The sequence below is a fragment of the Mechercharimyces mesophilus genome, assembly GCF_059818345.1.
This window is the reverse complement of sequence record NZ_JCBAPH010000005.1, coordinates 191,018-204,291: the sequence shown is the minus strand read 5'-3', so window position 1 is coordinate 204,291 and position 13,274 is coordinate 191,018. Positions and strand designations below refer to the sequence as shown.

Annotated in this window: 14 protein-coding genes; all 14 read left to right on the top strand. The window is 48.7% G+C overall.

The features are described from left to right. Positions 1-452 precede the first annotated feature (452 nt). The 14 genes from tilS to dusB all read left to right on the top strand — a co-directional run bounded on the left by tilS (position 453) and on the right by dusB (position 13,183). Entirely contained in the window at positions 453-1,874 is a 1,422-nt protein-coding gene (gene tilS / locus AC6RGY_RS13655; protein WP_499863811.1) for a tRNA lysidine(34) synthetase TilS, read from the top strand. 49 nt (positions 1,875-1,923) lie between these two features. Beyond that, the gene (hpt, locus tag AC6RGY_RS13650; RefSeq protein ID WP_499863809.1) at positions 1,924-2,463 is read left to right on the top strand and encodes a hypoxanthine phosphoribosyltransferase; all 540 of its coding nucleotides are present in this window, start codon (positions 1,924-1,926) and stop codon (positions 2,461-2,463) included. Between the two features lie 67 nt (positions 2,464-2,530). Next, positions 2,531-4,459 (top strand): ATP-dependent zinc metalloprotease FtsH, encoded by a 1,929-nt coding sequence (gene ftsH, locus AC6RGY_RS13645; RefSeq protein ID WP_499863807.1) that lies wholly within the window; start codon positions 2,531-2,533, stop codon positions 4,457-4,459. Positions 4,460-4,589: 130 nt separating this feature from the next. Continuing rightward, entirely contained in the window at positions 4,590-5,357 is a 768-nt protein-coding gene (locus AC6RGY_RS13640) for a type III pantothenate kinase (RefSeq protein WP_499863805.1), read from the top strand. Between the two features lie 172 nt (positions 5,358-5,529). Beyond that, complete coding sequence (locus AC6RGY_RS13635) at positions 5,530-5,889, top strand: truncated hemoglobin (RefSeq protein ID WP_499863803.1); 360 nt, start codon at positions 5,530-5,532, stop codon at positions 5,887-5,889. A 98-nt stretch (positions 5,890-5,987) separates the two neighbouring features. Further along, positions 5,988-6,851 carry an Hsp33 family molecular chaperone HslO gene (hslO, locus tag AC6RGY_RS13630; RefSeq protein ID WP_499863801.1) on the top strand — a complete coding sequence of 288 codons (864 nt, stop codon included), beginning with the start codon at positions 5,988-5,990 and terminating at the stop codon, positions 6,849-6,851. A 95-nt stretch (positions 6,852-6,946) separates the two neighbouring features. Next, complete coding sequence (gene cysK / locus AC6RGY_RS13625; protein WP_499863798.1) at positions 6,947-7,876, top strand: cysteine synthase A; 930 nt, start codon at positions 6,947-6,949, stop codon at positions 7,874-7,876. 169 nt (positions 7,877-8,045) lie between these two features. Further along, positions 8,046-8,516 (top strand): peptide-methionine (S)-S-oxide reductase MsrA, encoded by a 471-nt coding sequence (gene msrA, locus AC6RGY_RS13620; RefSeq protein ID WP_499863796.1) that lies wholly within the window; start codon positions 8,046-8,048, stop codon positions 8,514-8,516. A 205-nt stretch (positions 8,517-8,721) separates the two neighbouring features. Next, positions 8,722-9,336, top strand: a complete 615-nt coding sequence (locus tag AC6RGY_RS13615; protein ID WP_499863794.1) for an anthranilate synthase component II — start codon at positions 8,722-8,724, stop codon at positions 9,334-9,336. 1 nt (position 9,337) lies between these two features. Beyond that, positions 9,338-10,219, top strand: coding sequence for an aminotransferase class IV (locus AC6RGY_RS13610; RefSeq protein WP_499863792.1), 882 nt, complete (start codon positions 9,338-9,340; stop codon positions 10,217-10,219). A 68-nt stretch (positions 10,220-10,287) separates the two neighbouring features. After that, the gene (gene folP / locus AC6RGY_RS13605) at positions 10,288-11,139 is read left to right on the top strand and encodes a dihydropteroate synthase (RefSeq protein WP_499863790.1); all 852 of its coding nucleotides are present in this window, start codon (positions 10,288-10,290) and stop codon (positions 11,137-11,139) included. A gap of 19 nt (positions 11,140-11,158) precedes the next feature. Then, entirely contained in the window at positions 11,159-11,533 is a 375-nt protein-coding gene (gene folB / locus AC6RGY_RS13600) for a dihydroneopterin aldolase (protein ID WP_499863789.1), read from the top strand. A gap of 60 nt (positions 11,534-11,593) precedes the next feature. Beyond that, positions 11,594-12,136 (top strand): 2-amino-4-hydroxy-6-hydroxymethyldihydropteridine diphosphokinase, encoded by a 543-nt coding sequence (folK, locus tag AC6RGY_RS13595; RefSeq protein ID WP_499863786.1) that lies wholly within the window; start codon positions 11,594-11,596, stop codon positions 12,134-12,136. Between the two features lie 24 nt (positions 12,137-12,160). Further along, complete coding sequence (gene dusB, locus AC6RGY_RS13590) at positions 12,161-13,183, top strand: tRNA dihydrouridine synthase DusB (protein WP_499863783.1); 1,023 nt, start codon at positions 12,161-12,163, stop codon at positions 13,181-13,183. Positions 13,184-13,274 lie beyond the last annotated feature (91 nt).

The following is a 13,274-nucleotide window of genomic DNA, read 5'->3' as shown; positions in this document are numbered from 1 at the left end:
AGCGATTTTTTGCAGGGAGCAGGGGAGAAGAGGGAGTGGTCCTGTTTCCTGCAATTTCTATGAAGTCTCCATCTAATGAAACTTGATTTCACGAAATAGAAAAACGGCCGTTAAAGATAAGGGTGAGAGTTCACCCTAAGAATGGTTGGAAGGTGGGCGAGAAAATGGGAAACTCCCACGGCGTTATCTTCATGATATAGAGTAGAAGTGACCTCGCTACTATAGGAGTGGACATCGTATCGAAAGCGTGATCGGGAAATCAAAGAGATCTTATGGATTGAAGTCCCAATAGGCACCAGTTGATTTTCAGTGGGAAAGCGGATACAATGTGAAAAATTATAGTGGTGTAATCTTTAACTTTCTCAGTTTTGGACGGAGGTGTAGTGAGGAAGGAGTGGAGGGTTACCCCATTTGGCAAAACGGAGTACTAGCGGAGAGGGGGTTGGGGGAAGATGTTAACAGAAGTGCTCGCTGACCAGCTGGCGCAGCATCAATGGGTCTCGGCGGGTGATCGCGTACTCGTTGGTGTTTCTGGTGGAGCTGACTCCATGGCCCTACTTTATTCCCTCCAGCAACTTGCCCCCCAGTTGGGCATTGTAGTGATCGCCGTACACGTGAATCATCAGTTACGCGGGGAAGAGAGTGAAGCGGATGCTCGCTACGTTGAAACTTGTTGTCAGGAGTGGAAGATTCCCTTTTATGAAGAGGTGGCTTCGGTTCAGGCATCGTTACATAAGGGAAAAGGAAATGTACAAGATATGGCTCGGCGCCTGCGGTACCAGGCGTTTGTAAGGGTAGCGGAGCAAACGGGTGCCGGCAAGCTGGCATTGGGTCACCATGCCGATGATCAAGTAGAAACCTTCTTCCTCCGTCTCTTGCGAGGGACGGGAGTGAGCGGGTTAAGGGGAATACCGAAAAGCCGTTGGATGCCCCCCTTGACCATTTTCCGTCCCTTCTTGGCTATTTCTCGTACCGAGATCGATGTCTATTGCCGACAAGTGGGGATTTTTCCGCGTCAAGACTCAAGCAATCAGTCCCTTAAATATTTGCGGAATCGCGTGCGACATCAACTCCTTCCCCCTTTAGTAGAAGTGGAGCCACGCGTGAAAGACCATATACTGGACTTGGTGGATCAGGTGGCGGAAGAAGAAGAGGCTTGGAAACGTTTCGTCCATGAAGCATGGGACGAGGTGGTTATTGAAAAGACTGCTCAATCTCTCCGTCTTGCTCGTGACCGTCTGCGGAAATTTCCACTTGCTTTACAACGGAGACTGATTAAACTAATATTAAATTATCTGTCCTCTGCACAAACCAAAGAAGCAACAAGACAAACCATCGCCCAAATCCTCTACCTTGCCGAACATCCCCATCCATCTGTGAAGATGAATGTCGTTGGTGGATGGCAAGTTAAACGTCAGTACGAGGAGCTCATTATCCAATGTCCAGCGCTATCTAGTGAGTGTAAAGGCGAAGGAGCAGAAGTGAGGGAAGTGGAGGTCGATATACCGGGTAAGACGGTATTGCCTATCGCTTCGGGAGAATTGCGGGCCCGCTGGGCACTTCCTTCTGATAAACCAGCAAGTTCTTGCCATTCTTCTGCGGTATTTGATCGCAGGCAGATAAGCAAACCGCTGGTAGTGCGGACTCGTCGCCCGGGGGATCGGATTCAGCCACTGGGGCTTGCAGGGACGAAAAAAGTAAAAGACTTATTTATTGATGAGAAGATTCCCGTCAATCAGCGCGATAGGATCCCACTTGTCTGTCACGGGGATACAATTATTTGGATCCCTGGCATGAGGCGTGCAGAGTGGGGACTTGTTTGCCCAACCACGACGGAGGTGCTCATGCTTGAATGGGAAAGGGTAGAGGTTTGAGATACCTAAGTATACGGGAAAAGAGTACATATATTTCTAGGAGGTTCTTATGCACGACGATATGAAGAAGGTGTTATTTTCCGAAGAGGCCATCGCCCGCGCAGTGGATAAACTGGGTAAGGAGTTGACAACAGCTTACCAAGGGCTAAATCCACTCTGTATTTGCGTACTGAAAGGAGCAGCTCCCTTCATGGCAGACCTGGTACGTGCGATGGAGATCCCCTTAGAGATGGACTTTATGGATGTATCCAGCTATGGTGCTTCGACCAAGTCGTCGGGAGTTGTGAAGATTATTAAAGATCTGGATGCAAGTGTAGAGGGGCGTCATGTCTTAATTATTGAAGATATCATCGATACAGGACTAACATTGAGTCACTTAATCGATCTCTTGCACCATCGCAATGCAGAGTCCATCAAGGTGGTCACTTTGTTAGACAAGCCGGCCCATCGTGTGGCTGATTTAAAACCGGATTACTATGGTTTTGACTGTCCAGATGAGTTTGTTGTTGGCTACGGGCTGGATTATGCAGAAAAATACCGCAACCTGCCTTATATCGGCGTGCTAAAAGAGGAAGTTTATCAGGGATGACATTAGTTGTGAGTCAAATAGTGGCTATGATACAATGGACAAAGGGTAAGTTGAGAGGAGGTCAAGGATGAAAGGCATCTTTCGAAACGTTGTTTTCATTATTATCCTCATCCTTGTCGCTATCGCGGTCGTGCAAATGGTCGCGGGAAACGGGACGGATACGGACAACTTAACGTATACGAAATATCTGGAGAAGTTAGAGTCTGGTGAGATTGATACAGCAACTGTAAGACCAGAAAGTGGTATTTACTACGTTGAAGGTACATACAAAAATAGCGAGAAGACCTTTATTACGAAAGCTCCTCCCCTCGATGAGGTGATCACCAATATAAGTAAAAAGGGAATCGAGCTGAAGATGGAAGAGGAGCCCGGAGACTCTTTATGGCTCTCCTTTTTAACCACGATGGTGCCCATTCTTCTCATCGTTCTGTTCTTCATCTTTATGATGAATCAGGCACAGGGTGGCGGCAACCGTGTCATGAATTTCGGTAAGAGCAAAGCCAAACTGTATAATGACGAGAAGAAAAAGGTGAATTTCGGAGATGTGGCTGGAGCCGATGAGGAGAAGGCTGAACTCGTAGAAGTCGTTGATTTCCTCAAAGATCCACGCAAATTTGCGACTGTGGGTGCACGGATTCCGAAAGGTGTATTGCTCTCTGGACCTCCTGGAACGGGGAAAACCTTATTAGCGCGCGCAGTAGCTGGCGAAGCAGGAGTCCCTTTCTTCAGCATTTCCGGGTCTGACTTTGTGGAGATGTTTGTAGGTGTGGGTGCGTCGCGCGTACGCGATCTCTTTGAGACAGCGAAGAAGAATGCGCCTTGTATTATCTTTATCGATGAAATCGATGCGGTCGGTCGTCAGCGGGGCGCGGGTCTCGGTGGCGGTCACGATGAGCGCGAACAAACATTGAATCAGCTGTTGGTGGAAATGGACGGGTTTGGAGCAAACGAAGGGATCATCATGATGGCGGCGACCAACCGTCCGGATATCTTGGACCCTGCTCTCTTGCGTCCGGGTCGTTTTGACCGGCAGATTATTGTTAACCGCCCTGATGTAAAAGGTCGGGAAGCTGTTCTGCGCGTTCATTCTCGGAACAAGCCGATGGACGAAGATGTGAAGCTGGATGTAATTGCACAGCGGACAACCGGTTTTACGGGAGCCGACTTGGAAAATCTCTTGAATGAAGCGGCTTTGCTGGCGGCGAGACGAAATAAGAAATTAATCTCGATGTCGGAAGTGGATGAAGCGATTGATCGCGTGATCGCAGGTCCTCAGAAGAAGAGTCGCGTAATCAGTCAAAAAGAGAAGAAGACCATTGCTTACCACGAAGGCGGGCATGCGGTGGTTGGTTACTTCCTCGAACATGCGGATGCCGTACACAAGGTGACCGTCGTCCCTCGTGGGAATGCGGGTGGATATGTGGTGATGTTGCCGAAAGAAGATCGCTTCTTGATGACCAAGAATGAACTCTTGGATCGGGTGACAGGGCTACTCGGAGGTCGTGTAGCAGAAGAGATCATCTTTGGTGAAATCAGTACCGGTGCCCACAATGATTTCGAGAAAGCAACCCAGATTATCCGTAGCATGATTACGGAATATGGTATGAGTGATCGTCTTGGACCGATGCAGTTTGGTCGTTCACAAGGAGGGCAAGTCTTCTTGGGACGCGATATTGGGAATGAGCCCAATTACAGCGATGCGATCGCGTATGAGATTGATCAGGAAATGCAAGATATGATGCGTCAATGCTACGATCGCGCCAAGAATTTGCTTGAAGAAAAACGGGATCTGTTGGAACTATTGGGGCAAACCTTGTTGGTGAAAGAAACATTGGATGCGGAAGAAATTGAACAGTTGATGGAGAAGGGGAAACTAGGTGACCCTGAACTGGATGAAAAGATTCGCGTCAACATTCAAGGAAACCAGCAAGATGCTAGCAATGAAGAGATTCCGGTTAAAGAATCAGAGGACAAGGACAAGAATGCCGACGAATAAAGGCTAAGTCCACGAAGAAGATAGAGATGAGGACACGGGGGTTGTATCCGAAGCCGAGACAAGAGGCGGGCGGAACAACCCCTTCCTTATGCATTCACTTAAAAGAGTAAACAAAAAGGAGGGATTGCGCTTGCTGTTGTTAATGGATGTAGGCAATACACACATTGTTGTCGGTATTTATGAAGGGAAGGATATTTCGCAACAATGGCGGATTCAAACAGACCGCGAAAAAACAGAAGATGAATATGCGATGTTATTGCAAAATTTATTGCAACACCATGGTCTTCATCTGGATGAGATGGAGGGGGTGGTGATCTCTTCAGTGGTTCCCCCACTCACCTACGTTCTCAAACTGATGGTGGGTAAATATGTGGGAAAAACCCCACTCGTGGTTGGACCCGGTGTGAAAACAGGGCTCAATATCCAATATGAGAATCCCCGAGAGGTGGGAGCCGATCGTATTGCCAATGCCGTGGCAGCCATTGATTTGTACGGAGCTCCCGTCATTGTGGTTGACTTTGGTACGGCAACGACCTTTTGTTTCATTGACGAAAAAGGCCATTATGTCGGGGGGGCCATTACACCGGGTGTTAACATCTCGACAGAAGCCTTGTACCAGTCGGCTGCCCAGCTGACGCGCGTACAAGTAGTGAAACCAGAGAGTGTGGTAGGACGCAATACGATTCATGCGGTCCAAGCAGGGATTTTTTATGGCTATGTCGGAGTGGTTGATGAGGTGGTTTCCCGTATGAAGCAGGAACTATCCAAAACGCCAACCGTTGTGGCCACAGGGGGATTGGCTGACCTTATTTGTAACGAGACGAAGACGATCGACGTTATTCATCATGGATTAACCTTAGAAGGATTGAAATTGATCTATGAGCGAAATGCTCGTTAGAGGAAAAGCTAAATCTATTTTGCTAGAGATTTTATTTAAATAAAGTTGGGTTGATGAAATAATTCAAGTATAATATGGTTATAGCCTATAATTTGAAGAGAAAGAGCGTCCAACAGACACTCCTACTCTTTACTGCGTTAGGATGATGTTAGTAAGAAAGTGAGTGAGTAGGTTGTCCAGTCAGTTAAGTGTATACGAACAACGCGGGGGAAAAGCGTTTATTCGTGATTTAGTAGCAGACTTTCATGAACGCTTACTTAATGACCCTGAAGTTAAGTTTATCTTTCGTGGCGCAGATATGTCGGCATTGGCTGAGCGACAAGGTCTCTTTATTGGTTCGGTATTAGGTGGACCAGCCCCAGAAGGTCGGGTAAAGGAAGACTATGCCTCTCTCAATGCGACGGATGAACAGTTTGAACGGATTTTGAAGCATCTTAATCGAACATTGCGTCAGCATGATATTGAGCTTGATGACCGTGTGCGTGTGGAAACGTATCTACGTTCGATTAAACCTTTTATCGTCCGGCAATAATCCTATTATGAAAGCGCCCCCACACAAGGGGGTTTTTCTTTGTGAATGAGGTATAGAAAGCAATAATATAAAATAAAAAGGAAATGAGGGTACGGAACATGAAAGATTACGGAATCCGAGCGACTGCTTCTAATGGACAAATTCGTGGGTTTGCTGTGCAAATACCGGGTATCCTAAACGAACTTCACCAACGCCATCGTACCTTACCTATTGCGAGTGCGGCTTTAGGAAGGACGTTATCGGTCGGAGCGATGATGGGGATGATGCTTAAGAGTGAACAACAAGTTACCATTCAGGTGCAAGGGGATGGTCCTCTCGGTCAACTGGTGGTAGACGCCAACGCGAAGGGCGAAGTGCGTGGGTATGTAGGGCAACCTGCAGTCGAACTTCCCTCCAATGCAGCAGGGAAGCTAAATGTGGGCGCAGGTGTGGGGAGTGGAATGATTCATGTTACCAAGGACTTAGGTCTGAAGGAGCCTTATCGCGGTAGTAGTCCCATTCAAACAGGAGAGATTGGCGATGACTTCTCCTACTATTTTACGATGTCGGAGCAGATTCCGTCAGCGGTCGGCGTCGGGGTACTGGTGGACCGGGATCTATCTATCCGTACAGCAGGTGGCTTTTTGCTACAGGTGATGCCTGGAGCAGACGATGAAGTGATTGCGCAAGTTGAACAGCAGATAAACACGATGCCCGCTGTTACACAAGCGATGGATGAAGGGGTTACTCCTGAGCAACTTTTGGCTACTCTGATGGGCGAGTCGATGCAGGTTCATGAAGAAAAGCCGCTTCGCTTTACTTGTCGGTGTTCGCGAGAGCGTATTTTGACGATGTTAAAACGCTTAGGGGAGGAAGAACTACAGGCTTTAATAACAGAGCAAGAAGGTGCGGAAGTGATTTGTCACTTCTGTAACGAACCGTATCAAGTGAGCAAAGAAGAGCTCCAATCCCTGCTGGATTAGAAAGGGAAATGAGCATTGACAGTACCTCAGTCAATTGATATGATGAGGCAAATTGAAATCCTAGTTGTCAGCTAGGTTTAGGGGGCTATTAAATCATGCGCGTGGGCCGAAATATTCTGGAACTCATTGGTGAGACACCGATTGTTCGTTTAAATCGCATCGTGGGCAAAGCGGATGCTGATATATATTTGAAATTGGAGGCCTTCAACCCTGGAGGCAGTGTGAAAGATCGGATTGCCCTGTCGATGATCGAGGTAGCGGAAAACGGAGGGGAGCTGAAGCCAGGGGATACCATTCTGGAGCCAACCAGTGGCAATACGGGTATTGGACTGGCGATGGTAGCGGCTGCTAAAGGCTATCGGGCACTGTTGGTTATGCCTGATACCATGAGCATCGAGCGCCGCAACCTGTTGCGTGCTTATGGTGCTGAACTGGTGCTTACACCGGGAGCAGAAGGCATGAAGGGAGCCATTGCCAAAGCAGAGGAAATTGCGTCGGAGCATCCGGAGTACTTTGTTCCGCAACAGTTTGAAAATCCTGCCAATGTGAAAATCCATCGGGAGACGACGGCACAGGAGTTACTGAAACAAATGGACGGCTCTTTGGACGCTTTTGTTGCTGGAATTGGTACCGGTGGAACCATTACCGGTGTGGGTGAAGTATTGAAAGAGAAGCTTCCAGAAACTCAATTAATCGCTGTTGAACCAAAAGACTCTCCCATTCTTTCGGGAGGCGATCCGGGTCCGCACAAGATACAAGGAATCGGAGCCGGTTTTGTACCGGGGATTTTACGCACAGAACTGTATGATGAAGTGATGACGGTCTCCAATGAAGAAGCGATCGAGTATGGACGCCGATTAGCACGTGAAGAGGGGATTTTGTGCGGTATTTCCACTGGTGCGGCAGTCGCAGTGGCTTTACGCATCGCACGACGATTAGGTGCAGGAAAGAAAGTGTTGGCGATAGCGCCCAGTACGGGAGAACGCTATCTCTCTACTCCTCTCTATCAGTTTGAAGATGAATAAGGGACACGGGTGATCGTGACGATCAGCCTTTTCCCCAGTTAGTACGAATAGCTACTACCCTCTCTCCTTAGCCAAGAAGAGAGGGTTTCGTCTATACATTTCTCACCCCGACGAAGGGGTGAATGGAAAAGCATATAAACTCTATAGTGAAAATGAGGGAGTGAGTGATATGGAAAAAGCAACGTTTGGTGCCGGTTGTTTTTGGGGAGTAGAAGAGACGTTTCGCCAATTGGATGGAGTAACAGAGACAGCAGTCGGTTATACGGGTGGGACGAGCGAAAACCCTACTTATGAAGAAGTTTGTCGTGATCAAACAGGGCATGCAGAAGTGGTTCAGGTCACTTACGATCCCTCCAAAATCAGTTATGAACAACTTCTGCAGGTCTTTTGGGAAAATCATAACCCCACAACATTAAATCGGCAGGGTCCAGATGTAGGTAGCCAGTATCGTTCCGCGATCTTCTACCACTCCGAGAAGCAACAGCAAGAAGCAGAGGCGTCTAAAAAGGAGTTGGATCAATCCGCTAAATTTTCCAAACCGATCGTGACTGAGATTACGCCTGCCAAACCGTTTTACCGTGCGGAAGAGTATCATCAACGGTATTTGCAAAAGCGGGGTATGGGATCTTGTCATCTATAGATAGAAGAAATTCATAGAAGTAACAGGAGAGCGTTCACCTTAGCAAAATAGGGTGAGCGTTTTTCTATCTCCATTGCTACAAAGATATAGTCCTGTTGTTTTTCACTCCCTGATGGGGAGTTACCAGGAACTCAACCTTTTCACCCTCTCTGATATGGTGTAAACTGATGAGATAAATAAGCAGAAAAAAGCAGGGTGAACACAAATGATCCTCATGATTGATAACTACGATTCCTTTACCTATAATTTGGTTCAATATCTTGGAGAAATGGGACAATCCTTAAAGGTAGTACGAAACGATGAGATTACCGTTGAGGAGATCATGGCCCATCCGCCGGAAGCGATCGTACTCTCTCCTGGTCCAGGGAATCCTGATGAAGCGGGCATTTGCCTTGAAGTGATTAAGAAACTAGCGGGTCAAGTTCCCATCTTGGGTGTGTGCCTCGGTCATCAGTCGATCGCACAAGCATGTGGCGGGAAGGTTGTACGCGCGGAGCGTCTGATGCATGGCAAGACCTCGCCTGTCCATCATGATGGAAAGACCCTCTTTCGAGGGTTGGCTCAACCGTTTACAGCGACACGCTATCACTCACTGATCGTCGAGAAAGAGAGTCTGCCCAGCTCGTTGGAAGTGAGTGCGTTCACGGATGAAGGCGAGATTATGGGACTGCGTCACCGTAAGTGGGCATTAGAAGGGGTGCAATTTCATCCTGAATCGATTTTGAGCGACTCGGGAAAACAGTTATTGTACAACTTCCTCACTACCTATGGCGTACCTGTACGGGAAGCAGCTTATGCTGCTTCTGGAGAAGTAAGCTAAGATGAGTTGGATCTTGCTCAACGGAGAGCTGGTCCCGCAAGAGGAAGCCAAAGTATCCGTGCTGGATCATGGTTTTCTCTACGGTGTAGGCGTGTTTGAAACCTTGCGTTTGTACGAGGGCTTTCCTTTTTTATGGACGGATCATTGGCACCGGCTGGAACGAGGGCTGAAGCAATTGCAAATTGCCTCCCCCTACCAGTCTGAGGAGTGGGAAGAAGCGATCTTACAGCTGGCGACGAAAAATGGTTTGACCGATGCGGTTATTCGCATCAGTGTGACGGGCGGAGAGGAAGGAATCGGTCTAACGACGGCTTCTTATCTGAAGCCGACAACGGTTGTGTTTGCTAGACCGCTTCCTGTTCGTTCTGCCGAGAGGGTGGAGCGGGGAAAAGAATTGCAACGGGTCTCCCTGCCACGTCAATCTGCGGGTGGAGCGGAGCAATTAAAATCGCATAACTTCTTAAATCATGTCGTGGCACGGCAGCAGGTAGCGTCCTTTCCCGATGTGGAAGGGCTGATGTTAACCGCGGAGGGGTGGCTGGCGGAAGGGATTGTGAGCAATCTTTTCTGCGTGCGTGATCGCATCCTTTATACGCCTTCCCTCGAGCTGGGCATTCTACCCGGAGTCACGCGGCATTTTGTCCTACAGCTGGCTAGGCAGCTGGGCTACGAGACAGAGGAAGGTGCTTATCCTCTATCTTTCTTAGCGGAAGCGGACGAAGTCTTCCTTACGAACGCCGTACAGGAAATCATGCCGGTCTTCCGTATGAATGATTTTCTATACCGAAGCCCCGGTCCCTTAACCAAGCATTTACAAGAAGAATATGCGCATTGGACAGGGAAATTACGCAGTGTAGCGGAATGGGAAAGTCTGTCCGAGTAGAAAGCGGGCGTGATGCAACACAATCAAACGACTTGCCCCTCGTACGAAACGAAAAGAGGTGAGAAAATATGACACAATCTCTTACCCTAACTTCTCGTCCCCACCTGCCTCTAGAAGTGGGTGCTTACTCTTTGCCTATTCACGAGCGCACAGTGGTCATGGGTATCTTGAATGTTACACCTGACTCTTTCTCCGATGGAGGGCGATTTAAGCGAATCGACCAAGCCCTGCAACATGCTCAGCAACTCGCTACTGAAGGAGCGGACTTAATCGATATCGGCGGGGAATCGACGCGCCCTGGGGCGGCACCTGTCTCCCTTGAAGAAGAGTTGGAACGGGTGATCCCGATCGTCGAACGACTGGTGCAGGAAGTGGATGTTCCGCTATCTGTCGATACCTATAAAGCAGAAGTGGCGCGGGCAGCATTGGAGGCGGGAGCCCACCTGATCAATGATGTATGGGGGCTAAAAAAAGAGCCTGAGATGGCTACGGTGATTGCAGCAAAAGAGGTTCCGGTTATTCTTATGCACAACCGTAGCACGCCCACGTATGAAAATCTGATGGTAGATGTCTGTGCGGACTTGCATGAGAGCGTGGCGATAGCCCGGCAAGCAGGAGTGAAAGCAGAAAATATTGTGCTGGACCCGGGTATTGGTTTTGCTAAGAGTGTGGAAGAAAATCTACGGGTGATGAATCAACTGCAACAAATTACGGCGCTCGGCTATCCAGTATTACTAGGAACTTCACGCAAGTCGATGATTGGAGAAACCTTAAATCTACCAGTATCCGAACGGGTGGAGGGTACTGCCGCCACGGTTGCCTGGGGCATTAGTAAAGGCTGTTCCCTGATTCGGGTGCATGATGTGCAAGAGATGGTTCGTGTGGCACGTATGATCGACGCGATGCAAAGAGCAAAATGAACCAGAGGAGTGAGTGCGAATGGATACGATCTTCTTTGAAAAAATGGCCTTTTACGGGTATCATGGAGTATTTGCAGAAGAGAATAAGCTGGGACAGCGCTTCCTGGTTGATTTAGAGTTAAAGACGGATTTGTCGGTCGCGGCACAGACAGACGATTTGAACGAGACCATTGACTATGCTCAGGTGTACGAGCTTGTGCGTGAACAGGTGGAAGGGGAAGCGGTGAAGCTAGTAGAAACCGTTGCTGAACGGATTTCTCAAGTGCTCCTTTCCCGTTTTGCTATCGAAGCAGTACGTGTTCGTTTGACCAAACCCGATCCTCCTATCCAAGGCCATTACCAAGCCGTAGGGGTGGAGATCATGCGGCGTAAGGAAGGTATTGGAGAAGAGTAGGGAAGGTAGCACGGGGTGGGAGATTCCCCATCCAAGGGTTAAAGAGATGAGGTGAGGGGCATGGACAGCGAGAAAACCAAAGCTTTTATCGGGCTTGGTTCCAATATGGGGAAGCGAGAAGGGTATCTGCAAGCGGCCATCGAACGATTGGTGAGTCATCCTCAAATCTGGTTGGAAGAGGGATCGTCGGTGTATGAAACGGCACCTGTCGGTTATATGGAGCAACCTCACTTTCTAAATATGGTGGTAGCCATTCAGACAACGTTAACACCACGATCCCTGCTGCATTGGTGCTTGGAGATTGAAAGCCAATTGGAGCGCGTGCGAGAAGTACGCTGGGGACCGCGAACGATCGATTTGGATATTCTCTTATTTGGCTCGCATAAGGTAAGGGAAGAAGCATTGGTGATTCCCCATCCACGCATGCAGGAGCGTCCCTTTGTGCTCTACCCATTGGCAGAGATTGCCCCCACACAGATGATCCCTGATACGGGGAAGACAGTGATTGAGCTTGTTAATGGCTGGACGAACGAGGGGGAGGATGAGGTGGTTAAGACCGAGATTTCCCTTTCGTACCCGATGACGACAGGTTTACAAAATTAAAAGGAAAGAGAGGAGGAGACAGGAATGAAAATAGGTCCGATTACCCTGAAAAACAATGTGGTGTTGGCTCCGATGGCGGGGGTATGTAATCCTGCCTTTCGTTTGATCGCCAAGGAATTTGGTACTGGCCTCGTCTGTGCGGAGATGGTGAGTGATAAGGCCATCCTTTCGGGGAATGAACGAACCAAGCAGATGTTGTATGTGGATGAACGGGAAAAACCCCTTAGTTTACAGATCTTTGGAGGAGACAAGGAAAATTTAGTGGAAGCAGCCAAAGTGGTGGATCAACACACCAATGCCGATATTATCGATATTAATATGGGATGTCCTGTTCCGAAAATTATCAAGTGTGATGCGGGCGCGCACTGGCTTTTAGACCCGGATAAAATTGAAGAAATGGTGTCGGCGGTGGTGGAGAATGTAAGCAAACCCGTTACCGTCAAAATGCGTACCGGCTGGGACGAAGACAACATCCTCGCTGTGGAAAATGCGCAAGCGGTGGAACGCGCAGGTGGATTGGCGGTAGCGGTTCATGGGCGTACACGAAAGCAGATGTATACCGGAAAAGCGGACTGGAGCATCATCCGCGAGGTGAAAGAGAATGTATCCATCCCAGTGATCGGAAATGGGGATGTAGCCACACCGGAGGATGCTCGTCGCATGTTGGATGAGACTGATTGCGATGGAGTGATGATTGGCCGAGGAGCCTTGGGGAACCCCTTTATGCTCTACCGGACGGTGCACTATTTAACCACGGGGGAGCTTCTCCCTGAACCAACGCCACGGGAAAAAATCGATGTGGCTTTGGTCCACATGGATCGTTTGATCGCTCTACGTGGAGAAGATGTAGCGGTACGCGAGATGCGGAAGCATGCCAGTTGGTACTTGAAGGGGATTCGCGGGTCCGCTCGTATCAAGGATGAAGTGAATTTGCAGGAAACGCGGGCAGGCATGGAAAGTGTTCTCGTCGCCTTTGTGGAAAAGGTGGAGAAAGAAAAACAAGAGCGAATGGCTGCCAATGAGGAAAAAGAAGCAGAAATGGTGTAAAAATAGGGTGTATATTTGCCCCTACCCTACTTTCTACTATACAATAAGAGGCAGGAAAGCAGACGGGTTGTAGGGACCCGTCTTTTTTAAA